The organism is Streptomyces sp. NPDC001407, assembly GCF_042895325.1.
Taxonomy (GTDB): domain Bacteria; phylum Actinomycetota; class Actinomycetes; order Streptomycetales; family Streptomycetaceae; genus Streptomyces.
Genome location: NZ_JBIAWF010000006.1, coordinates 215180 through 240894 on the forward strand (window position 1 = coordinate 215180; position 25715 = coordinate 240894).

The window sequence follows — 25715 nt, forward strand, 5'->3', positions numbered from 1 at the left end:
CTTCCGGCGGCTCAGGGCTGATCTTCGACACCGCGCACGCCCCCGGGCTCCCACCGTCCCCGAGTCGCTCCTGGCTGCGTGCGGCGCTACTCGTCCCATCCACGCCTCTCGCTGCGCCCAGTGTACGGGCCCGCGGCGGCCACGGCCCACCGGATATCGGCGGGGGCCGTGCGGACGCGGATTACAGGGCCGGGGGCGGGGCACAACGGTGGAGACCGGCGTGCCCCGTTGCCGCGTGCCCGATGGAGATTTATCGTTCCGGCACGATTCGCGCGCTAGATCATAAAATGTGAAGGGGTCGCGGCCATGGTGGCGAAGAAGACCGCTCCGGCGAAAAAGGCCGCCCCGGCGAAGGCGGCCGAGGCCGCGCCCGCGGAGAAGACCGCACCCGCGAGGAAGACGGCCCCGGCGAGGAAGACGACGGCCGCGGCGAAGCCTGAGAAGACCGAGAAGCCGGACAAGGCGGAGAAGGCCGCCGCGCCCGCCAGGACGGCGAGCAAGAAGAAGGCCCCCGCCAAGGCCCCCGCCAAAACCGCTGCCAAGACCCCCGCCAAGAACGCCACCAAGAACGCCACCAAGGTGCCCGCCAAGGCCGGGTCCGAGGCGAAGGCCGCGAAAGCGGCATCGGCCAGGAAGCCCGAGGCTCCGGCGGCCGTCCCCGGCGAGCTCGCGGTCCGGCCCGGGGAGGAACCCTGGTCGCCCACGGAGGTGAACGAGGCACGCTCCGAGCTGCAGAGCGAGGTGCTCCGGCTGCGGGCCGAGATCGCCGCCTCGGAGGAGGCGATCAGCGGGCTGATGCGCGATTCGGGTGACGGCGCCGGTGACGACCAGGCGGACACCGGCACCAAGAACATCACCCGGGAGCACGAGCTGGCCCTGGCCGCCAACGCCCAGGAGATGCTGCTCCAGACCGAGCGCGCCCTGGAGCGGCTCGACGCCGGTACGTACGGGCTCTGCGAGAACTGCGGGAAGCCCATCGGCAAGGCGCGCATGCAGGCCTTCCCCCGGGCCACCCTGTGTGTGGAGTGCAAGCAGCGCCAGGAACGCCGCTGACCCGCGCCCGTGCGCGTGCCGTACCCTCGTCCTCAGTCAGGGCGGCCCTGACACCCATCGAGCGCGGGACGACGTCGAAGGACTCACGTGACAGAGGCGGAACAGACCACCGGCACACCCGGCAGCGGGACGGCGGCCGAGGCGCCGGGCGGGGTCAGGGGCAGACGGCGCATCGCCGTCCTCCTCGTGGTGGCCGCCTTCGCCTACCTCCTCGATCTGGGCAGCAAGCTCCTCGTGGTCGCCAAGCTGGAGCACCACGACGCGATCGAGGTCATCGGCACCTGGCTCCAGTTCGAGGTGATCCGCAACCGCGGCGCGGCCTTCGGCATCGGCGAGGCCATGACGATCGTCTTCACGGTCATCGCGACCGCGGTGATCGTGGTCATCGCCCGGATCGCCCGCAAGCTCTACAGCCTGCCCTGGGCCATCGCGCTCGGCCTGCTCCTCGGCGGCGCGCTCGGCAATCTCACCGACCGGCTCTTCCGCTCGCCCGGCGGCTTCCAGGGCGGCGTGGTGGATTTCATCGCCACCCCGCACTTCGCGGTCTTCAATCTCGCGGACTCCGCGATCGTCTGCGGCGGCTTCCTGATCGTGATCCTCTCCTTCCGCGGCCTGGACCCGGACGGCACCGTCCACGACGACTGAGAACGGCCCCCACCGGACGCTGCCGTGCGGGGCCGTCCGGGCCGTCCGTCATACTCGACGGGTGAGCACCATTCCCGAGATCCGCGCCCTGCCCGTACCCGATGGCCTCGAAGGTGAGCGAGTCGACGCCGCCATCGCCCGTATGTTCGGCTTCTCCCGCACCAAGGCGGCCGAGCTGGCGGCCGCGGGGAAGGTCCAGCTCGACGGCGCCGCGGCCGGGAAGTCCGACCGGGTGACCGGCGGGGCCTGGCTGGAGGTCGAGATGCCGGCCGCCCCCGCGCCCGTGCAGATCGTCGCCGAGCCCGTCGAGGGCATGGAGATCATCCATGACGACGACGACATCGTCGTGATCGTCAAGCCCGTCGGCGTGGCCGCGCACCCCAGCCCCGGCTGGACCGGCCCCACCGTCATCGGCGGCCTCGCCGCCGCCGGCTACCGCATCTCCACCTCGGGCGCGGCCGAGCGCCAGGGCATCGTGCACCGCCTGGACGTCGGCACCTCCGGCCTGATGGTCGTCGCCAAGTCCGAGCGCGCCTACACCCTGCTCAAGCAGCAGTTCCGCGAGCGCACCGTCGACAAGCGCTACCACACGCTGGTCCAGGGCCACCCCGACCCGATGAGCGGCACCATCGACGCCCCCATCGGCCGCCACCCCAACCACGACTACAAGTGGGCGGTCACCGCCGACGGCAAGCCGTCGGTGACGCACTACGACCTCATCGAGGCGTTCCGCGCCGCCAGCCTGCTCGACGTCAAGCTGGAGACCGGCCGTACGCACCAGATCCGCGTGCACATGGCCGCGCACCGGCACCCCTGCGTCGGCGACCTCACGTACGGCGCCGACCCCACGCTCGCCAAGCGGCTGAAGCTGACCCGCCAGTGGCTGCACGCCGTCCGGCTGGGCTTCGAGCACCCCGAGGACGGGCGCTGGGTGGAGTTCGAGAGCGAGTACCCCGCGGACCTGCGGCACGCCCTGGAGATCATCCGGGCCGAGAGCTCATGAGCGGGGCGGCGCCCGTCACGGTCCGCGTCGTCGCCTCCGACGACCTGACCGGCTGCCACGCGGTGCGCCGTGAGGTCTTCGTGGCGGAGCAGGGCGTCCCGGAGGCCGAGGAGATGGACGCGTACGACGCGCTCGCCGTCCACTTCCTGGCCTCCGGCCCGGCCGGTCCCCTCGGCACGGTGCGCTTCCTGCACGGAGCGCCCGCCCGGAAGAAGTACGGCCACGCGGGCGTGACCGACGACGCCACCGCCGTCCTCGGCCGCCTCGCGGTCAGCCGCGCGGCGCGCGGCACGGGCCTGGGGGCGATCCTCGTCCGGGCCGTGGAGGAGGAGGCCCGGCGGCTGGGGCTGACCCGCGTCTATCTGGAGGCGCAGACCCACGCGCTCGGCTTCTACGAGCGGCTGGGGTACGCGGCGCACGGACCGGAGTTCGACGAGGGCAGCGGTATCCCGCACCGGGCCATGACGAAGGGGCTCTGACGCCGCGGGGGTACCCCCCCACGGGCTGAAATCCCCCTCAAGTGGCACGCTTGATCGAAGTTCGGTCAAGTCGTCCGGAGGGCCCCCTTGGATCAGCTCGCCCTGCTCTTCGTCCTGCTCATCGGCGCCGTCGTCATGGTGCCGTGCGCGGACCGGCTGGGGCTGCCGTCGCCGGTGCTGATGACCCTGGGCGGCATCGTCCTCGCGCTGCTGCCCTTCGTCCCCAATGTGGACGTACCGCCGGAATTCATTCTCCCGCTGGTGCTGCCGCCCCTGCTCTACGCCTCCGTGCAGCGCACCTCCTGGCGGCAGTTCGCGGCCAACGTGCGGCCGATCCTGCTGCTCGCGGTCGCGCTCGTCTTCGTGACCACCGCGGCCGTGGCCGTCGTGGCCAACGCCGTCGTGCCCGGCATCTCGGTGGCCGCGGCCGTCGCGCTCGGCGCGCTCATCGCCCCGCCCGACCCGGTCGCCGCCACCGCCGTCGCGGGCTCCCTCGGACTGCCGCGCCGCCTGGTGTCGATCCTGGAGGGCGAGGGCCTCTTCAACGACGTCACCGCCATCGTGCTCTACCACGTGGCCATCGCCGCGGCCGTGACCGGGAGCTTCTCCCTGCCGAAGGCCGTCGGCGAACTGGTGCTGTCCGCCGTGGTGGCCGTGGCCGTCGGGCTGGCGCTCGGCTGGGCCGCCAAACGGCTGATGGACATCCTCGGCGACGCCACGCTCCAGATCGGCCTGACGCTGCTCGTCCCCTTCGTCTCCTACGTCCTGGCCGAGGAGTTCAAGGGCTCCGGCGTGCTCGCGGTGCTCACCACCGCGCTCTTCCTCGCGGAGTACGCCATGGACGCCGACGACGTCCTCGGGCGGCTCGCCGGGCACACCTTCTGGGAGATCGTCGACACCCTCGTCACCGGCGTCGCGTTCGGCCTCATCGGCCTCGAACTCCACAACGTCTTCGGCACCGGCGCCGGCCGGTGGGGCGAGATGCTGGAGATCAGCGCCGCCGTCATCGGCGTCGTCGTGGGCGTACGGCTGCTGTGGCTGCTGCCCGCCGCCTGGCTGGCGAAGCAGCTGCACGGCCGCCGGGACATCGACGAGGACATCCCCCTGAGCTGGCGCGAGACCGTGATCATGTGGTGGTCGGGGATGCGCGGGGTCGCCTCCGTCGCCCTGGCCCTCGCGATCCCCCTGCGGATGGACGACGGCTCGCCCTTCCCCGGCCGCGACGAGATCCTCTTCATCGCCTTCGCCGTGATCATGGCCACCCTCGTCGTCCAGGGCCTGACCCTGCCCTGGCTGGTCCGGCTGCTGGGCGTGCGGTCGGACTCCGACGCCGACCGGGAACTCGCCCGGCAGCTCGCGGTCCGCGCCGCCAAGGCGGCCAAGCTCCGGCTCAAGGAGATCGAGCGGGCCGAGGAACTCCCCGAGGACCTCGTCGAACACCTCAGCCGCCGCGCCTTCGACGTCGGTGCCCGCATCAGCCCCGACATCCTGGACGAGGAACGGCGCGAGGCCCACGCCCAGCGCGTCGAGCGGATCCGCACCGTCCAGCGCATCCAGAGCGAGATGCTCTCCGCGGCCCGGCACGAGATCCTCGCCGCCCGCAGCGAGCCCGGCGCCGACCCGGAGATCGTCGACCGGGTGCTGCGCCACCTGGACGTACGAAGCCTGCGCGGCTGACGCTCAGGGCGCCCCGGGGCCTTCCGCTGCGCTCTCGACGCCGGGCGCGGGCGCGGTGTTCACCCGCGGCAGCGCGTACGGGTGCTCCCGCCGCAGCCAGGCGATCAGCTGCTCCCGCACGATGCAGCGCAGCGCCCATATGTCGTCCGAGTCCTTCGCGGTCACCAGCGCCCGCACCTGGATCGTGGTCGGCGTGGTGTCCGTGACCACCAGGCTCCAGGCCCGCTGGTCCCACTCCAGGGACGCCTTGAGCACCTGGTGCAGATAGTCGCGCATGAGGTCCACGGGGGCCGAGTGGTCGAGGTGGAAGAAGACCGTGCCGGTCATCCGGGGGTTGTTGCGGGACCAGTTCTCGAACGGCCTGCCGGTGAAGTAGGAGACCGGCATGGTGAGGCGGCGCTCGTCCCAGGTGGCCACCACCAGATAGGTCAGCGTGATCTCCTCGACCTTGCCCCACTCGCCGGCGACCACGACCGTGTCCCCTATGCGCACCACGTCGCCGAAGGCGATCTGGAGGCCCGCGAAGAGATTGCCCAGCGTCGACTGGGCGGCCACACCGGCGACGATGCCGATGAGCCCGGCCGAGGCCAGCATGGACGTCCCCACCGTCTTCATGTCCGGGAACGTCAGCAGCATCGCCGCCACCGCCACCACGCAGACGGCCGCGGTGACGATCCGCTCGATCAGCGTCACCTGCGTACGCACCCGGCGCACGCGCGCCGGATCGGGCGCCCCGGCGGCGTAGCGCGCGTACATCGCCTCGACCACCGCCACCGCCAGCCGGACGACCAGCCAGGCGCACGCGCCGATCAGCACCAGGCTCAGCACCTGGCCGACCGCCGCCCGGTGCCACTCACCGAGGTCGGCGAAGGGATAGCTCGCGCGCAGCAGCGCCGTGCACAGCACCAGCCGGAACGGCAGCCTGGCGCGGCGCAGCAGGCCCCACAGTGGCGTGTCCGGCCTGCGTGCGTCGATCCGGCGCAGCACCTGGTCCGCGATCCACCCCACGATCACGGTGACGACCAGTGCACCGCCGATGACGGACAGCGGACGCAGTACGCCCTCCATGGACACCTCAGCTCCTTCCGGCCGGCCGTGGCTCACCGGTGGGCGCTTCCCTCCGACCGTAGCTGGCACGATGGGGGCACGCGATCCACCTGTAAGGAAGTGACTCCAGTGGCGTCCTCTACCACGATTGTCCTTTTTCATTCGGCCTACGGCCTCCGGCCCGCCGTGCACGCCGCCGCGGAGCGACTGCGTGCCGCCGGGCACGAGGTGCACGTACCGGACCTCTACGAAGGCCGGACGGCGGACACCGTCGAGGAGGGCATGGCGATCAAGGACGAGATCGGCAAGGAGGAGCTGTTGAAGCGCGCCATCGTGGCGGCGGCGCCCCTGTCGGACCGCGGCCTGGTCTACGCCGGCTTTTCGCTCGGCGGGTCGATCGCGCAGAACCTCGCCCTCGGCGACGAGAAGGCGCGCGGGCTGCTGCTCCTGCACGGCACGTCCGACCTCGCCGAGGACGCGTCCGTGGACGAGCTGCCGGTGCAGCTGCATGTCGCGGACCCGGATCCGTTCGAGCCGCACGACTGGCTCAACGCGTGGTACTTGCGGATGCGGCGGGCCGGGGCGGAGGTGGAGGTTCACCGGTACGCGGGGGCGGGGCATCTGTTCACGGATCCGGAGCTTGCGGATTACGACGCGGAGGCCGCGGAGGCGGCTTGGCGGGTGTCGCTGAGCTTCTTGGAGGAGCTGGCCGTTTAGGCGGGTTTTGTTCCCCAGCCCCGCCCCTTCCCGAAACTGGGGCTTCGCCCCAGACCCCGCAACACGCTTCGCGCGTTGTCCTCAAACGCCGGACGGGCTGAAATTCCCGGACTGTGGGTTCGTAGCCTGCGGGCCGCAGGATTCGAACCACGGTCCGCACAATTCAGCCCGGCCGGCGTTTGAGGCCGCCCGAAGGGCGCCCCGCCGCAGGCGGCGAAAGAGGGCGCCCCGACAACCCGGTCAAGCCACCGGCTTGGACACCCGTTCCACCCGCTGCGTCCCCGACAGGGTCCGGTACGAGCGGGTCCAGGACGTCGTCGCGTCGCGCTTTCGTTTGTCGGACAGGACGTAGTAGTCCATCTGCGCCCGCTCGGCGGTGACGTCGAGGACGCCGTAGCCGTGCGAGTCCATGTCCAGCCACTTCACGTGCCGGTTGGCGGCCTTGATCGCGCCGGCGGCGGGGAGCGAGACCGTGTGCGGCAGGACGTGCAGGGTCTCGTCGAAGTTGTCGGCGGTCACCGAGGTCACCACGAACTCGGTGGCGAGGGAGGGCGAGAGGGGATAGGTGGCGGCCTGCTTCGGCACGTCGTTGGCCCAGGCCATGTGGATGTCGCCGGTCAGGAAGACCGTGTTGCGGACGGCGTGGTCCGAGAGGTGGTCCAGCAGCTCGCGCCGGTCGTGCGTATAGCCGTCCCACTGGTCGGTGTTGACGGTGATGCCGCCCGTCGGCAGGCCCAGCAGCTTGGCGACCGGCTCCAGGAGGTGCGCGGGCAGGGCGCCGAAGGCCACGGGGGCCATCATCACGGGGTTGCCGACGAGGCGCCACGTGGTGTCGGAGGACGCCAGGCCCGCCTTCAGCCAGTCGAGCTGGGCGCGGCCGGTGAGCGTGCGGTCCGCGTCGTCCACCTTGCCGCTCCCGGCCTTGACCTGCTGCGAGCGGAAGGACCGCAGGTCCAGCAGGTGCAGGTCGGCGAGCTTGCCGAAGCGCAGCCGCCGGTAGGTGGTGCCCTCGACGGAGGGTCTGACGGGCATCCACTCGAAGTACGCCTGCTTCGCCGCCGCCATCCGCTTCGACCAGTCGCCCTCCGCGCCCGGCGTGTGGTTCTCGGCGCCGCCCGACCACGCGTCGTTCGCGAACTCGTGGTCGTCCCAGATCGCGACGATCGGGTGCGTGTGGTGCAGCGCCTGGAGGTCGGCGTCGGTCTTGTAATGCCCGTGCCGGGTGCGGTAGTCGGCGAGCGTGACGATCTCGTGGGCGGGCCGGTGCGGGCGCACGACGTACTTCGCGGCCGGGTACTCGCCGGACTTGTATTCGTAGATGTAGTCGCCGAGGTGCAGCACCGCGTCGAGGTCGCGGCGGGCGGCGAGGTGGCGGTACGCCGCGAACCAGCCCGACTCCCAGTTGGCGCAGGACACCACGCCGAAGCGGAGGCCCGCGGTGGCCGCGTCGTGCGCGGGCGCCGTACGCGTACGGGCGGCGGGGGAGCGCACCTCGCCGACGGCGAAGCGGAACCAGTAGCCGGTGGCCGGACGCAGGCCGCGCACGTCGGCCTTGACGGTGTGGTCGCTCGCGGCCGTGGCCTTGGCGGTGCCCCTGGCGACGACCCTGGCGAACGACGCGTCCTCGGCGACCTCCCAGCCGACCTCGACCGCGGGCCCGAGCCCGGAGCCGGGGACGGCGTCCGGGGTGGGGGTGACGCGCGTCCACAGCAGGATGCCGTCGGGGAGCGGGTCGCCGGAGGCGACACCGTGCAGGAAGGCCGGGCCGCTGTCCGCCGCGTGGGCCGAGGGGGCCGTGGCGAAGGGGAGCAGCGCGGCGGAGGCGGCGACGGCCGTGACGGCGGTGCGGCGCGATATCCGGTCGTTATCGATCACGGGCGATCACCTTACCTCCGGGTAAGGCGTGGGCCGTACGAAACCTGACAGTTCATCCGGGCTCTGGACTGTTGGTGGCTTTTCCGCTACGACCGGGATGCGGGCCGCCGTACGCGCGCCCCGCGCCGGGAGGGACCGACCATGTCGAAGCGCACCCGCAAGCGCCGCTGGCGCCTGAAGAAGAACAAGGCCAACCACGGGCGACGGCCCGCCTGATCGAGCGAGAGGGCGGCCCGGCCACCGGCCGGGCCGCCCGTACGGCGCTCGCGTGGATCCGGCGGCCGCTCAGCCCGCGTCGGCGGCCGGTCCCACGCCCGGCCAGTGCGGCTCCGGTTCCGGGTCACGCGGCCCGAAGGCCGCCGTCAGCCCCAGGTGCACGGCCATCGCCGCCAGCGGCCACGCCAGCAGGACACCCTTGGCGCCCAGCTTCAGCGGGGCGTCGAAGACCACGCCCTTGCCCACGGACTTCGCGGTCGCGACGACGTCGGAGGACGGGCCGAGCCAGACGCCCAGCCGCCAGCCGATCAGCGCGGCGAGCAGCGAACCGAGGGCCAGTCCGGCGACCAGCGGGATGCCGCCGCGGCGGCGGAACCAGAACACCACCGCCGAGCTCAGCACGCCGAAGCCCAGCGCCAGCAGCGCGAACGTGCCGTCCGCGCCGATCGCCTGCTCGCCCTCGGAGTTCTTCAGATAGACGGCCCTGCCGTCCGAGATCAGCGGGACGCGCGGCGCGAGCCACACCCACAGCAGCCCCAGCAGCACCCCGGCCACCGCCACCGCCGCGGCGACGACCGCGGCTTCCCGCAGCTCGGTGCGCAGCCCCGGATCCCGCTCGTCGGCGGCGTGCTCCGGGGCGAGGGGCCCGTGCGGCGGCTCGTGCGGCGGCGGGTCGTGCGGCGTCAGCGGTGCGGTCACCTTGCCATCGTGCCAGGTGGACGGCGTGCCGTCGGCGGCAGGACCGTCACTGCGGCGCGTCATCGCACGGCCGCCCGGCGGTACGCCCAGGTCGCGGCGGCCAGCGAGACCACGCCGACGGCCGCGCACACCCCCAGATCCGCTGCGATCAGCAGCCAGTCGGGCCGCGCGTCGAAGCTGTGGGCCAGCGCCTCCACGCCGTAGGTGGAGGGCAGCAGATCGCGCGCGTAGGCGATCGGCGCGGGCATCCGGGCGGCCGGCAGCACACCCAGCAGCAGCGCCGCGGACATGCCCAACTGGCCGCACAGCGTCGCCAGTTCCTGCCGGGGCGCGAGCAGGCCCAGCGCCGCGCCGAGCCCGGCGAGCGCCGCCCCCGCCAGCGGGACGACCGCCGCGAGGATCCACAGGTGCCCCAGCGGCAGCTTGAACAGCACGCTTCCCACCACCGCCGTCACGGCGGTCCCGGGCACGGTGAACGACGCGTACGCGCCCGCCGCCCCCAGCACCACGGCCGCGGGCGGCACCGGCAGCGTCGCGTAGTGGTCGAGGCCACCGCTCGCGCGCAGCTGACCGAAATACTGGGCGAGGAGGTTGAGCGCGACGAACGCGACGACCAGCACGCTGGAGCCGGCCACGACGGCCCGCGCCTCGTCACCGCCGTCGACCACACCGCGCATCAGGATCATGATCCCGACGGACTGGAACGTCGCCACGAACAACAGCGGTATCCGCGCCACCCGGGCCCGTGACAGCTGCGCGCGGTAGACCGCGGCCAGGGACGGCAGCAGCCGCGCCCTCGGCGCGAGCGGGGCCGCCGCCGCGCCGTCCGGGCGCGGGCGGGCCCGCTCCTCCGGCCGGACCTGTCCGGGTGCCGCTTCTGCGGATACAGCAGTCACGCCGCGATGCTCCTCTTCGGTACGGACCGGTGCCCGGCCGCCCGCCTCGCCGACGGTGTGCGGGCGCTCATCCCTTGACCAGCCCTTCCGTACGGCCGCCGAGAGCCAGATAGACATCCTCCAGGCTCGGGGTGGCGAGGGTGAAGTCGTCCAGCGCGGCGAAGGCGGGACCGCCGGTCACGGCGGCGACGGCCGCCCGCGCCTCGGCGGGGGCGAGCCGCAGCGACCAGCGGCGGCCCGTGGCCCGGGCCGTGTCGCGCAGCGCGGCGACCTCGGGGACGTGCAGCGGCGGCTCGGAGCGCCACACCAGCTCGACGCGCACCTCGTCGCCGACCAGCTCCTTGAGCCCGGCGGGAGAGTCGCACGCGATGATCCGGCCCTGCTCCAGCACCGCGACCCGGTCCAGGACGGTCTCGGCCTCGATGACGTTGTGGGTGACGAGCACGACGGTCGTGCCGCGCTCGGCGCGGCGGCGGTCGACGGCGGCCCATACGGCGCGGCGCGCCACGGGGTCCATGCCGGTGGTGGGCTCGTCCAGGACGAGGACGGGACGCTCGCCGACCAGCACCGCGGCGAAGCAGGCCAGCCGGCGCTGCCCGCCGGAGAGCTTCTTCAGCGGCCGCCCGGCGATCGGGCCCAGGCCGAGCTCCTCGACGACGGCGTCGCGCTCGGCGCGGGCCGCGCGCAGGCCGAGACCGCGCAGCCGGCCGGTGGTCTCGGCGGCGAGGGCGACGGTCAGCTCGTCCAGGGCCGTCGACTCCTGGCCGAGATAGCCCACCAGCCGGGAGGCGCGCTCGGGGTGGCGCACCAGGTCGTGGCCGAGGAGGTCGACGCTGCCCGCGTCGGGCCGCAGCAGGCCGGTGAGCTGGCGCACGAGCGTGGACTTGCCCGCGCCGTTGGGGCCCAGCAGCCCGAAGATCTCGCCGCGCCGGACGTCGAGATCGATGCCGTCGCTGGCCCGTACGGCCGCCGTTCCGGGCGCTCCGCGGCGGCCGCGCGCGGCAGGATAGGTCTTGACCAGGCCGCGCACGGTGCATACCGCGCTGCCCGTCGCCGCCTGTGGTGCACCCGTCCTCACGAGCTATGAGGGTACGCGCTCGGCCACGCCCCCTCGCGCTCGGGGCCGCGCGGCACGGCGCCCGGCGGCTGTCCGGTATGCGGTCAGTCCCCGGCGGGCGCGTGCTCCGCGGCCGTCCTGGCGTCGATCTCGCGCCAGAACCCCGCCCTGATCGCATAGCGGTCGTGCTCGTCGATCTGGTCGTCCTTGTGCGCCAGCAGCCCGAACCGCGCCGCGTAGCGCAGCAGCTCCCCGTCGATGCGGTGCGGGATCCGCGGGTATTCGGTGGACAGGTGCTGGAGGTGCACGGCGTCGGTGAGGCGCTCGGCCCAGCGGCGGGCGAAGACCTGGCCCACCTCGAAGGGGTCGCCGCCGACGGTGGTGATGTCCTCCTCGCGGTCGGCCCACCGCTGCTCGGCGCTGGTGAGCTGGGCGAGCATCGGCAGGGAGGCGGTTTCGGGCGGCTCGCCGAGCCCGGCGCCCGTGCCGCGGTCGACCCAGCCCTTGTCGGAGGACCAGCGCAGGGTGGCGTTGGGGGCAGCCACGGACGCCGGCTGGCCCGGGCCCGCGGGCTGGCCGGAAGGGGCGCCCTGGGACTGCCCGGCGAGACCACGGGCGAGGCCCGCGAGGTCCTTGGGGGTGGGCACGCCCCGCGCCGCGGGCGCCTCGCCGTTCTCCTGGCCGCGCTCGGTGGTGCAGGGCGAGGCGGCCGCCGCCGGCCGGGAGCCGTTGCGCTCGGCGGGGCGGGGGTCCGCGGGGTGGGTCGCGGCGGCCGCAGCGGCGGCAGCGGCGGTCTCGGGCAGGGGCGCGGAGAGGATCGCGGCGATCTCCGGGCGGGGCGCGGGGGAGGGGGCGCAGGCGCCGGTGAGCTCCTTGGCGCGGACGGCCCGGGTGATCCACGTACGGTCCAGGACGCGCCGCTCGTCGGCCTCGGCGACGAGGTCCTCCGACTGGTTGTAGTCGCCGTCGGCGGCCTGGACGGCCCACAGGTGGACGGCGACGCCGTGCTCCTTGGCCGACATCAGGCCGGGCAGCAGGTCGCCGTCGCCGGTGACGAGGACGATGTCCGAGCAGGCGCGGTTGCGGGCGAGCTCGGTGAGCTCGGCGTGCATCGCGGCGTCGACGCCCTTCTGCGCCCAGCGGCCGTCGCTGCGGGTCAGGGCGCCCAGCCGGACGGTGACCCGGGGCATCACGCGCAGCCTGCGGTGCTCGGGCTGCGGGACCCGGTCGGGGGCGCCGTCGAACCAGTAGATCCGCAGCAGGGGCTGTTCCGTCTCGGCCTCGGCGCGTTCTCGGAGCCCCTGGATGAGCGTCGCGTGGTCCACGGTGATGCGGGACCGGGCGGGCTCCCCCGCCAGCAGGCTCGCGGCGGCGCCCAGCAGATAACCGGCGTCCACCAGGACGACGCAGCGGTCCACGTTCCACCCTCTTTCTGTCCGTCCAGACGTGCGGTCGCCCCCCGGCACTGCCGTGCCCTGATTTTCCTTGGCTTTCCTGGAGTCTGCCCGACCGTGCGGGGGTTATCAGTCCGAACTGGATCTTCGGCGTGGCGGATACGGGCTGACCGCGATAAGTGCACCTATCACGCACGGTAATTACCCGAAATGCATGGTTCGCCAGCGCGTGCGAGGGTGACGGCAGGGGGTCGCACGGAAGTGGAGGCACTTCAGCATGGCCAAGAACAAGAACCGGAAGCAGCCGCAGGCGTCGAGCGCGGCCGAGCGCGGGCAGCAGCAGGCCAAGAGCTCCTCGCTCGAGTCCCAGAGCGAGCAGCGGGCCACGCAGGTCACCCCGGGCGACATGGCACGCAAAGGCAAGCAGAAGCGCTTCGGCCACAACTGAGCGGCGCCCGACCGGTAACGGACGGCGCCCACCGGCGCCTTGAAGCAGCGAGGGGCGCGCCCGGTGATCCGGGCGCGCCCCTCGTGCGCGTACGTGGACTCAGCCGGCCAGGCAGGACGGGCCGAGCAGCACCTTGAGATCGCCGAAGAGCGCCGGGTCGGGGTTGACCCGGTGGCGGTCCAGCCGCAGCACGGTCGTCTTGCGCGGGCCCTGGAGCTTGATGCGCACCTCGGTGGAGCCGCGGTGATGGGTGAGCACCTGACCCAGCTTCTCCACCATGGGCGGGGTGACCTTCACCGTCGGAATGGTGATCACCACGGGGGCGTTGGTGCCCGCGTTGGACAGGTCGGGGACCATCAGCTCCATGGCGACCAGGCGCGGGATGTCCTCGCGCTTGTCCAGCCGGCCCTTGACGAAGACGACGGCGTCCTCGACGAGCTGGGTGGAGACCAGCTGATAGGTGGCCGGGAAGAACATGCAGTCGATGGAACCGGCCAGATCCTCGACGGTGGCGATGGCCCAGGCGTTGCCCTGCTTGGTCATCTTGCGCTGGAGGCCCGAGATGATGCCGCCGATGGTGACGATCGCGCCGTCCGCGTGCTCACCGCCGGTGAGCTGCGAGATCGCGGCGTCGGCCTTGTCGTTGAGGACGTGCTCGATGCCGAAGAGCGGGTGGTCGGAGACATAGAGGCCGAGCATCTCGCGCTCCTGCGCCAGCAGATACGCCTTCTCCCACTCGACGTCGGAGAACTCCACGTCCAGGCCGAAACCGGGGCCGTCGTCGGCGCTCTCGTCGCCCATGCCGCCGAAGAGGTCGAACTGCCCCTCGGCCTCCTTGCGCTTGACCTGCACCACATTGTCGATCATCGGCTCGTAGTGCGCGGTGAGGCCCTTGCGGGTGTGGCCCATCTCGTCGAAGGCGCCGGCCTTGATCAGCGATTCGACGGTGCGCTTGTTGCACACGACGGCCTCGACCTTGTCGAGGAAGTCGGGGAAGGAGCTGTACTTCCCCTTGGACTTGCGGCAGCGGATGATCGAGTCCACCACGTTCTGCCCGACGTTGCGGACGGCGGTGAGGCCGAAGAGGATCACGTCGTCGCCCTGGGCCGCGAAGTTGGCCTCGGACTCGTTGACGTTCGGCGGGAGCACCTTGATGCCCATGCGGCGGCACTCGTTGAGATAGATCGCCGACTTGTCCTTGTCGTCGCGCACCGAGGTGAGCAGCGCCGACATGTACTCGGCGGGGTAGTTGGCCTTGAGATAGGCCGTCCAGTAGGTGACCAGGCCGTACGCCGAGGAGTGGGCCTTGTTGAAGGCGTAGCCGGCGAAGGGCACCAGGACGTCCCACAGGGCCTGGATGGCCTCGTCGGAGAAGCCCTTCTTCTGCGCGCCCTCCTTGAAGAAGACGAAGTTCTTCGCCAGCTCGTCGGGCTTCTTCTTGCCCATGACGCGGCGGAGGATGTCGGCCTCGCCCAGGGAGTACCCGGCGATGATCTGCGCGGCCTTCTGCACCTGCTCCTGGTAGACGATCAGGCCGTAGGTGACGCCGAGGACCTCCTTGAGGGGCTCCTCCAGCTCCGGGTGGATCGGCGTGATCTCCTGCTGGCCGTTCTTGCGCAGCGCGTAGTTGGTGTGCGAGTTCATGCCCATCGGGCCCGGCCGGTAGAGGGCCGAGACGGCGGAAATGTCCTCGAAGTTGTCGGGCTTCATCAGGCGCAGCAGCGAGCGCATCGGCCCGCCGTCGAACTGGAAGACACCGAGCGTGTCACCGCGGCAGAGCAGTTCGTACGTCGTCGGGTCGTCCAGCGGGATCTTCAGCAGGTCCAGCTCGACGCCCTTGTTGGCCTTCACCATCTTGACGGCGTCGTCCATGATGGTGAGGTTGCGCAGGCCCAGGAAGTCCATCTTCAGCAGGCCGAGCGACTCACAGCTCGGGTAGTCCCACTGCGTGATGGTCACACCGTCGGAGGCCCGGACCCAGACCGGGACGTGGTCGGTGATCGTCTCGCTGGACATGATCACGCCGGCCGCGTGCACACCCATCTGCCGGACGAGGCCCTCGACGCCACGGGCGGTGTCGATGACCTTCTTGACGTCCGGCTCGTTCTCGTACATCCCGCGGATCTCGCCGGCCTCGCCGTAGCGCGGGTGGGAGGGGTCGAGGATGCCGGAGAGCGGGATGCCCTTGCCGAGGACGTCGGCGGGCATCGCCTTGGTGAGGCGGTCGCCCATCGCGTACGGATAACCCAGCACGCGGGCCGAGTCCTTGATCGCGTTCTTGGCCTTGATGGTGCCGTAGGTGCCGATCATGGCGACCTTGTCGGCGCCGTACTTCTCGGTCACATAGCGGATCACCTCGGCGCGCCTGCGCTCGTCGAAGTCGATGTCGACATCGGGCATGGAGATGCGCTCGGGGTTGAGGAACCGCTCGAAGATCAGGCCGTGCTCGATGGGGTCGAGGTCGGTGATGCCCATGGCGTAGGCGACGATCGAGCCGGCCGCGGAGCCTCGGCCGGGGCCGACCGCGATGCCGTTGTTCTTGGCCCACATGATGAAGTCGGCGACCACGAGGAAGTAGGCCGGGAAGCCCATCGAGATGATGATGTCCATCTCGTACTCGACCTGCTTGAGGCGGTCCTCCGGGATGCCGCCGGGGTAGCGGCGGGCCATGCCGCGCATGGTCTCCTCGCGGAACCAGCTGGTCTCCGTGTGCCCCTCCGGCACGTCGAACTTCGGCATCAGGTCGCGCTTCTCGAACCAGCCCGTGGTGTCGACCTGCTGCGCGACGAGGAGGGTGTTGGCGCAGCCCTCCTGCCAGGCGTCGGAGGAGTCGATGGCGTACATCTCCTCCGTCGACTTCAGGTAGTAACCGGTGCCGTCGAAGCGGAAGCGGTCCGGGTCGGAGAGGTTCTTGCCGGTCTGGATGCACAGCAGGGCGTCGTGGGCGGACGCCTCGTGCGCGTAGGTGTAGTGCGAGTCATTGGTGACCAGCGGCGGGATGCCGAGCTTCTTGCCGATCTCCAGCAGGCCGTCGCGGACCCGGCGCTCGATCTCGATGCCGTGGTCCATCAGCTCCAGGAAATACCGGCCCTCGCCGAAGATGTCCTTGTAGTCGCTCGCGGCCTGCACGGCCTCGTCGAACTGGCCGAGCCGCAGCCGGGTCTGCACCTCGCCGGACGGGCAGCCGGTGGAGGCGATCAGGCCCTCCGACCACTGGGAGATCGTCTCCTTGTCCATCCGGGGCCACTTGGTCAGCCAGCCCTCGGCATAGGCGTCGGAGGACAGCCGGAAGAGATTGTGCAGACCGGTCTTGTTCGCCGCCCAGATCGTCTTATGCGTATAACCACCCGAACCGGACACGTCGTCGCGCTTCTGGTGCGGCTGGCCCCACTGGATGCGCCGCTTGTTGCGCCGGGACTCGGGCGCCACATACGCCTCGATGCCGATGATCGGCGTGATCTCCGCCTTCTTGGCCTGGTGGAAGAAGTCGTACGCGCCGTGGAGGTTGCCGTGGTCGGACATCGCGATATGGGTCATGCCCATCTCATTGCACGCGTTGAACATGTCCTTGAGCCGCGCGGCACCGTCCAGCAGGGAGTACTGCGTGTGTACGTGCAGGTGCGTGAAGGGCGGCTTGGTCACGGTGGAAGACCTCCGGCGAACGGTCGGCGACAGCGGGGAGACAGCATTGAAGGTTACCGGCCCCCACTGACAATCGAGGGCCCGCCGGGACGTCCCGGGGCTTTGGTCGACGTTTACCGGGGCCCATGACAGACTCGGCAGTCATGGACATTTCGGCGGCGGCCCCGAGGGCGGCGCGGGCGGCGGTCTTCACGGCGCTGTGCGTGCTGCTGTCCGCTGCTTCCCACGTCCTGCTCTCCGGCGTCGCCCTGCCGCTGCCGGCCGTCGCCGCGACCTCGGCCGCCGTCTTCGCGCTCGCCTACGCCCTGGCGGGCCGCGAGCGCCGCTTCGGCCACATCGCCGCCCTGCTCGTCCCCCTGGAGCTGGCCGCCGACGCCGCCTTCACCACGGGACAGCGCACCTGCTTCGGCACGGACGGCCACCCCGTCCCCGGAGCGCTCACCGCGCTCTGCGGCGGGGGAGCGCTCGACGGCCCCTTCGCGCCGGTCACCGGCCCGGACACCGCCTCCTGGCTGCTGCTGGCCGGACACGTCACGGTCGCGCTGCTGGCCGCCGCCTGGCTGCGCCGCGGCGAGACCGCGTGCGTCCGGCTGCTGGCAGCCGCCGCGGCGGCCGCCTTCCGGCCCCTCCCGCGGATCGCCGCCCCCGTGACCGTACGGCCGGGCGGCGCGCGCGTACGGCCCGTGCGCCACGCGCGCGTGCCCGTCACCGCGCCCCGGCTGACGCACTCCGTCGTCCGCCGTGGTCCACCGCTCGGCGCCGCCCCCGCCTGAGCAGAAACGGACCACAGCACCGACACGGAGAAGTCACACCCATGAGCAAGCGCAACAGCCAGCAGAACAAGCAGGCGGCCCGCGAGCGGCTGCGCGTCGAGCGCGAGCGCCAGGCCAAGAAGGACAGGACGCGCCGCCAGCTCGTCGTCGGCGGCTCGGTCGTCGCGATCCTGGCCGTCGCCGCGGGCATCGGCGTCGCCGTCTCCCAGATGGGCAAGAGCGGCTCGGACTCCACCTGGGCGGCTGCCGCCAAGAAGGACCTCGTCAAGCCGGCCAACACCGCCGGCGACAAGGGCACCGAGATCGTCATCGGCGACAAGAACGCCAAGCACACCCTGGACGTCTTCCAGGACATGCGCTGCCCGATCTGCTCGGTCTTCGAGCAGAACGTCGGCGGGACGATCGAGAAGGACGTCAAGGACGGCAAGTACAAGGCCTCGTACCACGTCGCGACCTTCCTCGACCGCAACTTCGGCGGGGTCGGCTCCAAGAACGCCCTCAGCGCGCTCGGCGCCGCGCTGAACGTCAGCCCCGAGGCGTTCAGCGCGTACAACAAGGCCCTCTACGCCAAGGACAACCACCCGCAGGAGACGAAGGACGACTACGCCAAGGACAGCGTCCTGCTGAAGATCGCGGACGAGGTCCCGGCGCTCAAGGACAACGCCGGCTTCCGCAAGAACGTCGAGGACGGCACCTTCGACAAGTGGGCCCTGGAGGTCTCCGACGCCTTCGACACCCACAAGGACGTCACCGGCACCCCGACCGTCAAGCTCGACGGCAAGAAGCTCACCTCGCCGGACGGCAAGAACGTCCCGATCACCCCGGACCAGTTCACCAAGGCGCTCGACGAGAAGCTGAAGTCCTGACCCCTCCGGACCCTTCGGCCCCTTACGCCCCAGGTGTCCCGTCCCCGCCCACTGATGCCGAATCTTGACACGACACTTACCCGAGAGCGTGGCAAACTTCCGCTTCATGGAGGGGACGGGAGTTCGACTGAGGGCGTTGCGTGCGACGCTCTTCACGGCACTCTGCGTCACGCTCTCCGCCGCCTCCCACGTCCTGCTCTCCCGGGCACCGCTGCCCATGACCACCGTCGCCGTGCTGTCCGCCGCGTTCTTCGCGATCGCCTACGCACTGGCCGACCGTGAGCGCGGCTACGGCCGGATCGCCTCCCTGCTCATCCCGCTGGAGCTGACGGCCGACACCGTCTTCACCACCGGCCAGCAGGCGTGTTACGGACGGGCGGGCGGCCCGATAGCGGGCCCGCTGCACTCCCTCGGCGTCGACCTGGTCTGCCGCGGCGGCGACTTCGGCACCCCGCTCGCCCACATGGCCGGCCAGGGCGGCCCCGCCACCGGCGCGGACGCAGCCGCCCTGCCCTGGCTGCTGCTCGCCTGCCACATCACGGTGGGCCTGCTGGCCGCCGCCTGGCTGCGGCGCGGCGAGGTGGCCCTCGCCCGGATGCTGCGCGCGGTGGCCGCGTTCGCCTTCCGCCCGCTGCTGCTGGCCGTCGCCGCGCTCACCGCCGGCGCCCGGCCCCACCGGGCCCCGGACCGCCCCGCCCGCCGCGTCCTGCCCCCGCGCACCCTCCCGCTCCTCGTCCACTCCGTCGTACGGCGCGGACCGCCCCGCTGCACAGCAGCAGCCGTCTAGCGGTCCCACACCCCGTACCCCATCGGAGAAGACATCATGAGCAACCGCAACAACCCCCAGAACAAGCAGGCAGCCCGCGAGCGGCTGCGCGTCGAGCGCGAGCGCCAGGCCAAGAAGGACAAGACCCGCCGCCAGCTCTTCGTCGCCGGGTCGATCGTCGTCGTCCTCGCGATAGCGGGCGGCATCGGCTACGCCGTGTCCAACATGGACGACAAGGGCGGCTCCGGCAAGGGCGAGTGGGCGGCCATGGCGAAGAAGGACCTCGTCAAGCCCGCCAACACCACCGGCGAGAACGGCAACGAGATCGTCATCGGCGACAAGAACGCCAAGGAGACCCTCACCCTCTTCGAGGACGTGCGCTGCCCCGTGTGCGCCATGTTCGAGCAGAACTCCGGTGAGCAGCTGCGCCAGGACGTCAAGGACGGCCGCTACAAGGTCCGCTTCGTCATGGTCAACTTCATCGACGACACCCCGGCGCACGGCACCGGCTCCAAGAACGCCGTCAGCGCCCTCGGCGCCGCGCTGAACGTCAGCCCCGAGGCGTTCGTCGAGTACAAGGAAGCGCTCTACTCCAAGCAGAACCACCCCGAGGAGACGGACGACGCCTACGCGGACAACAAGAAGCTCCTCGACGTCGCCCAGCAGGTCCCGGCCCTCAAGGGCAACAAGGACTTCGAGAAGAACGTCAACGACCACACCTTCGCCAAGTGGGGTCTGGAGATGGGCAAGCTCTTCGGCAAGAACGGCGTCAACGGCACCCCCACGCTCCTGCACGGCGACAAGAAGCTGACCACGCCGGGCTCGACCAACCCGCCGATCGCCAAGGAGGACTTCGTCTCGGTGATCGACAAGGAGTTCGGCCCGAAGAAGAAGTAGCGGACCGCCGGCGGGAGGACGGGACCCGAGCCCCGTCCTCCCGCCGGGACTGCCGCTACCGGCCCCGGGCCACCGGCGCGAGGACCGCGTCCGTGAGGGCCGCGAGATCCGCCGGGGAGAGTTCGGCCTCCAGGCCGCGGCGCCCCGCGGAGACACAGATCGTGGCGTACGCCCCGGCCGAAGCGTCCAGCACCGTCGGCAGCTTCCTGCGCTGCCCCAGCGGCGAGATCCCGCCCCGTACGTATCCCGTCGCGCGCTCCGCCGCCGCCGGGTCGGCCATCGCGGCGCGCTTGCCGCCCACCGCCGTCGCCAGCGCCTTGAGGTCGAGGGAGCCGGACACCGGCACCACCGCCACGGTCAGCGCCCCGTCCACCTCCGCCACCAGCGTCTTGAAGACCTGCCCGGGATCCACGCCCAGCGCCTCGGCCGCCTCCTCGCCGTAGGAGGCGACGGCGGGATCGTGCGCGTACGCGTGCACCGTGAACGGCACGCCCGCCCGCTCCAGGGCGACGACCGCCGGGGTCCCACCGGACTGCTGCTTCTTCTGCTTCTTCACCGCGCCCTCCCGGCCGCGCTCAGTTGGGGCTGGTCGGCTGCTGGGTGAGGTCCACCGCGGGCAGCGACGGCAGCTTGGCGATCACCGCGGTCTCGGCGCGCAGCACCTTCAGCTCCTCCGCGAGCCTGCTCGCGGTGTCGGGCGCCTGGAGCAGCCGCTGCTTCGCGGGGGTGTCGAGCATCGCCGCGGCCGCGACCAGATACGACAGCACGGACGGCTCCCCGGGCAGATCCGACTGCCCGGCGAGCGAACTCTCGGCCGCGCCCGCCAGCCGCTTCTGATAGGCGCGGAACGCCCGCACGACCCCGGTGGCCAGCGCGCCCGCCTCGTCCCCCTGCCGCTCCTCCAGATACTCCACCTCGCCCGTCAGATACGGGCCCGACGCGTCGACGGACAGCAGCCGGAAGCGACTGGTCCCGGAGGAGAGCACCTCGAACGTGCCGTCCGGGCGCTCGCGGATCGTGGCCGCCTCCGCCACGCAGCCGACCGAATAGAACGACTTCAGCGGATCGGTGCCGAAGCCGGACGCGGGCCCGGGCTCCGGCCGGGACCCCTCCGGCAGGCCCGGCGCGGTGGGCGCGACCTCATGGCCGTCGCGGATGGCGACGACCCCGAAACGGCGCGGCTCGTCCTCCGGCAGCTCCGACAGATCGCGCATCAGAGCGCGGTAACGCTGCTCGAAGACGTTCAAGGGGAGGACGAGGCCGGGGAACAGCACGGTGTTCAGGGGAAACAGGGGGAGGCGAGCGGTGGTCACAGCCCGTAGCCTAATGGCCTGGACGGTCGGCCGGTCGGGGGTTTCCCGCTGTGGTCCGTCGCCGCCGGCCGCTCACTGGCGGCGCAGCAGGCGGGACGCCCCCGCCGCGACCGTCGTCGCCAGGACCCAGCCCAGCAGGATCAGGGCCACCACCACCCACTGCGCCGCGCCCGTCGGCCGCCAGGACTGCCCCTGGCCCAGGTCGATGACCGGCAGCAGCAGATCCAGGGCGTACAGCTCGGGGTTCCACGCGGGCCCCTCGTGCTCCTTCATCGGCTCCAGCGGGTGGCAGGTGAAATAGACCGTGGCCGCCGCCCACAGCACCACCATCCACACCGCGGCCCGCCCCGGGCGGTAGCCGTAGGCCACCGTCCAGTCCTGGAGATACCCCCACGCCTTGCCCGCCGGCGGCAGCGTCTCGCGCCGTCTGCGCTGCTTGGCCAGGAGCACCGCCCGCGCCTCGGCGTCCTCGCCGCTGTCCCGCAGGGCGCCCGCCAGCCGTTCGTAGGGCTCCGGCGCGTACTCCGGGGTCGCGGCGGCCACCCACTCCAGCCGTCTGCTCAAGGGGAAGTGGCCCAGCGGTATCAGGTTCTCGTAGAAGAAACCGGCCATCACCAGCCCGCCGGGCCCCGGCCAGCTCTCCGCCCGGTCGACGAGATTGACGATCCGGGCGCCCGACAGCACGACCCGGCCGCGCTGCTCCCACTCGCCGAGGAAGCGCAGCTCGGGCGTCTGGATCCGGCGCAGCGACAGCTCCTGGTCCGCCTCCAGCACGAACCGCGCCTGGCTGAAGTCCACCGCGTCACCGAACCGGCCGTCGTCGAGGCGCACTCCGCCCTGGCATTCGAAGTGCTGCGTCCTGGTGCCCCGCCCGGGTGTGGTGACGGTGCCGTACGGGGGAGTGAAACCGCTCGCGAAGGCGGCGCTGCTGTATCCGGCGGTCGTCAGATAGAGGGTGCGCTCGACCGTCATCTGCGGGGCGTTCAGCGCCCGTCGCCCGTACGGATTGCTCAGGGTGCTGCCGCGCAGGCTGAGCGAGACCCCTATGGTCGCGCCGCGCATGCTCAGCTCGCCGTAGGACCGCATCAGCTCCGCCTGTAAGTCCTGCCCGACCGACATGCCGTCGGCGGCGATCGACACCCCTCGCCGGTCCCGGCGCACCATCAGCTGATTGAGCAGCAGGTCCGTGCCTATGTGGGCGTCGGTCAGGCGGATGCCGTTCTGCACGACACAGCGCGGCAGGTGCAGATCGCCCTCCGTCCGCAGCCGGGCGGCCTCCAGCCGGGGCATGGTGCAGCCGACCAGCCGCAGCGTGGTGAAGTGGCACTCCGGCAGCAGCACCTGCTGGTCGAAGCGGCAGTTGAGCATCTCGACGTACGGCACGACGGTCCCGCCCGACAGGTCGAGCGTGCCCGTGATCCGTACGCCGTTGAGCTTGAGGGCCGACACCCGGCCCGGCTGGGCGGGCGGCCCGTCGAGGAGGAGCAGTGCGACGATCCGGGCGCGCACACTGCGCTCGGGGCCCCAGGGGTGCGGGCCGCCGGGGTCGTTGCGCTCGGGCTCCGGGGCGCGCAGATCGTGGGTGCTGCCCATCCGGAACGCCTGCCACATCCCCCATTCGGCGGTCGAGAGATCCAGCCCGGTGGGTGGTTCGCCGTCGTGCGGTTCGGTCACGGACCGTGCCCCCTTCCGCCACGCATACCACTCGGTACCGTCCCCATTCCCGCTGTGTGACCGCTTGAACACTCATGGTGAGAGCTCCGCGCGGGCCGGCGGCGCGTATCACTGATTGGTACAGGGAGCCGTGTGCCGGGACGTGTCTGAGACAATTGACCCTGTGATCTCCCGAATCGATCTGCGCGGCACCGCCTCCGGCGTCGACCGCGATCTGCTGCCCCGAGCCGAACTCGACGTCGAGGCCGCCCTGGAGAAGGTGCGGCCCATCTGCGAGGACGTGCATCATCGCGGCACCGCGGCCTTGATCGATTACGCGGAGCGGTTCGACGGCGTCACCATCGACCGGGTGCGGGTCGCGCCCGAGGAGATCACCGCCGCCCTCCAGGAGCTCGACCCCGACGTGCGGGCCGCCCTGGAGGAGTCCATCCGCCGCGCCCGCATCGTCCACCGCGAGCAGCGGCGCACCGACAAGACCGTCACCGTGGTGCCCGGCGGCACCGTCACCGAGCGCTGGGTCCCCGTCGACCGCGTCGGGCTCTACGTCCCGGGCGGCCGCTCGGTCTACCCCTCGTCCGTGATCATGAACGTGGTGCCCGCCCAGGAGGCGGGCGTCGGCTCGATGGCCGTCGCCTCCCCGCCCCAGGCCGACTTCGGCGGCCTGCCGCACCCCACGATCCTGGCCGCCTGCGCGCTGCTCGGCATCGACGAGGTCTACGCCGCGGGCGGCGCCCAGGCCGTCGCCATGTTCGCCTACGGCACCGAGGACTGCCGCCCGGTCAACATGGTCACCGGCCCCGGCAACATCTGGGTCGCCGCCGCCAAGCGGCTGCTCAAGGGCCGCATCGGCATCGACGCCGAGGCCGGCCCCACCGAGATCGCCATCCTCGCGGACGCGACCGCCGACCCCGTGCACGTCGCCGCCGACCTCATCAGCCAGGCCGAGCACGACCCGCTGGCCGCCGCCGTGCTCGTCACCGACTCCGAGGAGCTGGCGAAGGACGTCGAGCGGGAGCTCGAGACGCAGGTCGCGGCCACCAAGCACATCGAGGACCGGATCGTCCCCGCCCTCGCGGGCCGCCAGTCCGGCATCGTGCTCGTCGACGACATCGACCACGGCCTCGCCGTCGTGGACGCCTACGGCGCCGAGCACCTGGAGATCCAGACCGCGGACGCCGCCGAGGTCGCCGCCCGCGTCCGCAACGCCGGAGCGATCTTCGTCGGGCCGTACGCCCCGGTCTCCCTCGGCGACTACTGCGCCGGATCCAACCACGTGCTGCCCACCGGCGGCTGCGCCTGTCACTCCTCCGGCCTGTCGGTCCAGTCCTTCCTGCGCGGCATCCACGTCGTGGACTACACCCGCGACGCCCTCGCCGAGGTCACCCACCACGTGGTGACCCTCGCCGAGGCCGAGGACCTGCCCGCCCACGGAGCCGCGCTCAAGGCGAGGTTCGGATGGAAGGTGCCGAGCTAAGTGACCGGCATCGACGATCTCCCCATCCGGGACGAGCTGCGCGGCAAGACCCCGTACGGAGCGCCCCAGCTCGACGTGCCCGTACGCCTGAACACCAACGAGAACCCCTATCCGCTGCCCGAGCCCCTCGTCGCCCGCATCGCCGAGCGCGTCGCGGAGGCCGCCCGGCACCTCAACCGCTACCCCGACCGGGACGCGGTCGAGCTGCGCACCGAGCTCGCGAAGTACCTCAGCCGCACCGCCGGCCACGAGGTCACCATGGGCCAGGTCTGGGCGGCCAACGGCTCCAACGAGATCATCCAGCAGTTGCTCCAGACCTTCGGCGGGCCCGGCCGCACCGCGATCGGCTTCGAGCCGTCGTACTCGATGCACGCCCTGATCTCGCGCGGCACCGGCACCGGCTGGATCGCCGGGCCCCGCCGCGACGACTTCACCATCGACGTCGACGCGGCCGTGGCCGCCATCGCCGAGCGGCGGCCCGACGTGGTCTTCGTCTGCTCGCCCAACAACCCCACCGGCACGGCCGTCGAGGCGGACACCGTCCTGCGGCTGTACGACGCGGCACAGGCGGCCAAGCCGTCCCTGGTCGTCGTCGACGAGGCGTACGGCGAGTTCAGCCACCGCCCCTCGCTGCTGCCGCTCATCGAGGGCCGGCCGAACCTCGTCGTCTCCCGCACGATGTCCAAGGCGTTCGGGGCCGCCGGGCTGCGGCTGGGCTATCTGGCCGCGCACCCCGCGGTGGTCGACGCCGTGCAGCTCGTACGGCTGCCGTACCACCTGTCCTCCGTCACCCAGGCCACCGCCCTCGCGGCGCTGGAGCACACGGACACGCTCCTCACCTATGTCGAACAGCTCAAGGCGGAACGCGACCGCGTCGTCGCCGAGCTGCGGGCCATGGACTTCGAGGTGACGGAGTCCGACGCGAACTTCGTCCAGTTCGGCCGCTTCCCGGACAGCCACGAGGCGTGGCAGGCGATCCTCGACCAGGGCGTCCTGGTCCGGGACAACGGCGTACCAGGATGGCTGCGGGTCACCGCGGGCACCCCCGCCGAGAACGACGCCTTCCTCGACGCCGTGCGCACCATTCGCAAGGAGGGCCGATGA

24 protein-coding genes are annotated in these 25715 nt (G+C 71.8%); 14 read left to right on the forward strand and 10 right to left on the reverse strand.

Annotation, left to right across the window (positions count from 1 at the left end):
- Window positions 1–306: 306 nt before the first annotated feature.
- The 5 genes from ACFY1P_RS11950 (at window position 307) to ACFY1P_RS11970 (ending at window position 4857) form a co-directional block, all read left to right on the forward strand.
- The gene (locus ACFY1P_RS11950) at window positions 307–1053 is read left to right on the forward strand and encodes a TraR/DksA family transcriptional regulator (protein WP_390750548.1); all 747 of its coding nucleotides are present in this window, start codon (window positions 307–309) and stop codon (window positions 1051–1053) included.
- Between the two features lie 87 nt (window positions 1054–1140).
- On the forward strand, window positions 1141–1698 hold the full coding sequence (gene lspA / locus ACFY1P_RS11955) for a signal peptidase II (RefSeq protein WP_361530679.1): 558 nt from the start codon (window positions 1141–1143) through the stop codon (window positions 1696–1698).
- Between the two features lie 61 nt (window positions 1699–1759).
- Window positions 1760–2701 (forward strand): RluA family pseudouridine synthase, encoded by a 942-nt coding sequence (locus ACFY1P_RS11960; protein WP_361530676.1) that lies wholly within the window; start codon window positions 1760–1762, stop codon window positions 2699–2701.
- Window positions 2698–3180, forward strand: coding sequence for a GNAT family N-acetyltransferase (locus ACFY1P_RS11965; protein WP_361530673.1), 483 nt, complete (start codon window positions 2698–2700; stop codon window positions 3178–3180). Before ACFY1P_RS11960 ends, ACFY1P_RS11965 begins: the two co-directional genes overlap by 4 nt.
- An 87-nt stretch (window positions 3181–3267) precedes the next feature.
- Window positions 3268–4857 (forward strand): Na+/H+ antiporter, encoded by a 1590-nt coding sequence (locus ACFY1P_RS11970; RefSeq protein WP_361530670.1) that lies wholly within the window; start codon window positions 3268–3270, stop codon window positions 4855–4857.
- Between the two features lie 3 nt (window positions 4858–4860).
- On the opposite strand, the gene ACFY1P_RS11975 is transcribed toward ACFY1P_RS11970, so the two are convergent.
- On the reverse strand, window positions 4861–5925 hold the full coding sequence (locus ACFY1P_RS11975; RefSeq protein ID WP_390750549.1) for a mechanosensitive ion channel family protein: 1065 nt from the start codon (window positions 5923–5925) through the stop codon (window positions 4861–4863).
- 108 nt (window positions 5926–6033) lie between these two features.
- Between ACFY1P_RS11975 and ACFY1P_RS11980 the strand changes: the two genes are divergently transcribed.
- A complete protein-coding gene (locus ACFY1P_RS11980; RefSeq protein ID WP_361530664.1) occupies window positions 6034–6621 on the forward strand; it encodes a dienelactone hydrolase family protein in 588 nt (195 codons plus the stop codon).
- A gap of 240 nt (window positions 6622–6861) precedes the next feature.
- Here ACFY1P_RS11980 and ACFY1P_RS11985 read toward each other — a convergent pair whose 3' ends face one another.
- Window positions 6862–8496, reverse strand: coding sequence for an alkaline phosphatase D family protein (locus ACFY1P_RS11985; protein ID WP_361530661.1), 1635 nt, complete (start codon window positions 8494–8496; stop codon window positions 6862–6864).
- A gap of 141 nt (window positions 8497–8637) precedes the next feature.
- On the opposite strand from ACFY1P_RS11985, the gene ACFY1P_RS11990 reads away from it, so the two are divergent.
- On the forward strand, window positions 8638–8712 hold the full coding sequence (locus tag ACFY1P_RS11990; protein ID WP_374223834.1) for a 50S ribosomal protein bL37: 75 nt from the start codon (window positions 8638–8640) through the stop codon (window positions 8710–8712).
- Window positions 8713–8781: 69 nt separating this feature from the next.
- Here ACFY1P_RS11990 and ACFY1P_RS11995 read toward each other — a convergent pair whose 3' ends face one another.
- The 4 genes from ACFY1P_RS11995 to ACFY1P_RS12010 all read right to left on the reverse strand — a co-directional run bounded on the left by ACFY1P_RS11995 (window position 8782) and on the right by ACFY1P_RS12010 (window position 12782).
- Entirely contained in the window at window positions 8782–9411 is a 630-nt protein-coding gene (locus ACFY1P_RS11995) for a hypothetical protein (protein ID WP_390750550.1), read from the reverse strand.
- 59 nt (window positions 9412–9470) lie between these two features.
- On the reverse strand, window positions 9471–10307 hold the full coding sequence (locus ACFY1P_RS12000; protein WP_361530655.1) for an ABC transporter permease: 837 nt from the start codon (window positions 10305–10307) through the stop codon (window positions 9471–9473).
- A gap of 67 nt (window positions 10308–10374) precedes the next feature.
- Window positions 10375–11385: an ABC transporter ATP-binding protein gene (locus ACFY1P_RS12005; protein WP_361530652.1), complete on the reverse strand. Its 1011-nt coding sequence runs from the start codon at window positions 11383–11385 to the stop codon at window positions 10375–10377.
- A gap of 83 nt (window positions 11386–11468) precedes the next feature.
- Window positions 11469–12782, reverse strand: coding sequence for an NYN domain-containing protein (locus tag ACFY1P_RS12010; protein WP_390750551.1), 1314 nt, complete (start codon window positions 12780–12782; stop codon window positions 11469–11471).
- Window positions 12783–13035: 253 nt separating this feature from the next.
- On the opposite strand from ACFY1P_RS12010, the gene ACFY1P_RS12015 reads away from it, so the two are divergent.
- Window positions 13036–13206 (forward strand): hypothetical protein, encoded by a 171-nt coding sequence (locus ACFY1P_RS12015; RefSeq protein WP_361530647.1) that lies wholly within the window; start codon window positions 13036–13038, stop codon window positions 13204–13206.
- 99 nt (window positions 13207–13305) lie between these two features.
- On the opposite strand, the gene dnaE is transcribed toward ACFY1P_RS12015, so the two are convergent.
- Window positions 13306–16848 carry a DNA polymerase III subunit alpha gene (gene dnaE, locus ACFY1P_RS12020; RefSeq protein ID WP_361529632.1) on the reverse strand — a complete coding sequence of 1181 codons (3543 nt, stop codon included), beginning with the start codon at window positions 16846–16848 and terminating at the stop codon, window positions 13306–13308.
- Between the two features lie 143 nt (window positions 16849–16991).
- On the opposite strand from dnaE, the gene ACFY1P_RS12025 reads away from it, so the two are divergent.
- The 4 genes from ACFY1P_RS12025 (at window position 16992) to ACFY1P_RS12040 (ending at window position 20150) form a co-directional block, all read left to right on the forward strand.
- On the forward strand, window positions 16992–17621 hold the full coding sequence (locus ACFY1P_RS12025) for a hypothetical protein (protein WP_361529629.1): 630 nt from the start codon (window positions 16992–16994) through the stop codon (window positions 17619–17621).
- Between the two features lie 41 nt (window positions 17622–17662).
- Window positions 17663–18487 carry a thioredoxin domain-containing protein gene (locus tag ACFY1P_RS12030; RefSeq protein WP_390750552.1) on the forward strand — a complete coding sequence of 275 codons (825 nt, stop codon included), beginning with the start codon at window positions 17663–17665 and terminating at the stop codon, window positions 18485–18487.
- 106 nt (window positions 18488–18593) lie between these two features.
- The gene (locus tag ACFY1P_RS12035) at window positions 18594–19274 is read left to right on the forward strand and encodes a hypothetical protein (protein WP_361529623.1); all 681 of its coding nucleotides are present in this window, start codon (window positions 18594–18596) and stop codon (window positions 19272–19274) included.
- Between the two features lie 36 nt (window positions 19275–19310).
- Entirely contained in the window at window positions 19311–20150 is an 840-nt protein-coding gene (locus tag ACFY1P_RS12040; protein WP_361529620.1) for a thioredoxin domain-containing protein, read from the forward strand.
- Between the two features lie 55 nt (window positions 20151–20205).
- On the opposite strand, the gene ybaK is transcribed toward ACFY1P_RS12040, so the two are convergent.
- The 3 genes from ybaK to ACFY1P_RS12055 form a co-directional block, all read right to left on the reverse strand.
- A complete protein-coding gene (gene ybaK / locus ACFY1P_RS12045) occupies window positions 20206–20706 on the reverse strand; it encodes a Cys-tRNA(Pro) deacylase (RefSeq protein ID WP_361529617.1) in 501 nt (166 codons plus the stop codon).
- Window positions 20707–20725: 19 nt separating this feature from the next.
- Window positions 20726–21463, reverse strand: a complete 738-nt coding sequence (locus tag ACFY1P_RS12050; RefSeq protein WP_390750553.1) for an LON peptidase substrate-binding domain-containing protein — start codon at window positions 21461–21463, stop codon at window positions 20726–20728.
- Window positions 21464–21535: 72 nt separating this feature from the next.
- Window positions 21536–23137, reverse strand: a complete 1602-nt coding sequence (locus ACFY1P_RS12055) for an oxidoreductase (RefSeq protein ID WP_390750554.1) — start codon at window positions 23135–23137, stop codon at window positions 21536–21538.
- Window positions 23138–23300: 163 nt separating this feature from the next.
- Here ACFY1P_RS12055 and hisD point away from each other — a divergent pair, with 163 nt between their 5' ends.
- Window positions 23301–24611: a histidinol dehydrogenase gene (hisD, locus tag ACFY1P_RS12060; protein ID WP_361529608.1), complete on the forward strand. Its 1311-nt coding sequence runs from the start codon at window positions 23301–23303 to the stop codon at window positions 24609–24611.
- Window positions 24612–25715, forward strand: a complete 1104-nt coding sequence (locus ACFY1P_RS12065; RefSeq protein ID WP_390750555.1) for a histidinol-phosphate transaminase — start codon at window positions 24612–24614, stop codon at window positions 25713–25715.

Bases quoted from the DNA above. Each gene is read 5' to 3' on its own strand.
- ACFY1P_RS11950 (WP_390750548.1), top strand. From the start codon at position 307: ATGGTGGCGAAGAAGACCGCTCCGGCGAAAAAGGCCGCCCCGGCGAAG.
- ACFY1P_RS11965 (WP_361530673.1), top strand. From the start codon at position 2,698: ATGAGCGGGGCGGCGCCCGTCACGGTCCGCGTCGTCGCCTCCGACGAC.
- ACFY1P_RS11975 (WP_390750549.1), bottom strand. From the start codon at position 5,925: ATGGAGGGCGTACTGCGTCCGCTGTCCGTCATCGGCGGTGCACTGGTC.
- ACFY1P_RS12015 (WP_361530647.1), top strand. From the start codon at position 13,036: ATGGCCAAGAACAAGAACCGGAAGCAGCCGCAGGCGTCGAGCGCGGCC.
- ACFY1P_RS12025 (WP_361529629.1), top strand. From the start codon at position 16,992: ATGGACATTTCGGCGGCGGCCCCGAGGGCGGCGCGGGCGGCGGTCTTC.
- ACFY1P_RS12030 (WP_390750552.1), top strand. From the start codon at position 17,663: ATGAGCAAGCGCAACAGCCAGCAGAACAAGCAGGCGGCCCGCGAGCGG.
- ACFY1P_RS12035 (WP_361529623.1), top strand. From the start codon at position 18,594: ATGGAGGGGACGGGAGTTCGACTGAGGGCGTTGCGTGCGACGCTCTTC.
- ACFY1P_RS12040 (WP_361529620.1), top strand. From the start codon at position 19,311: ATGAGCAACCGCAACAACCCCCAGAACAAGCAGGCAGCCCGCGAGCGG.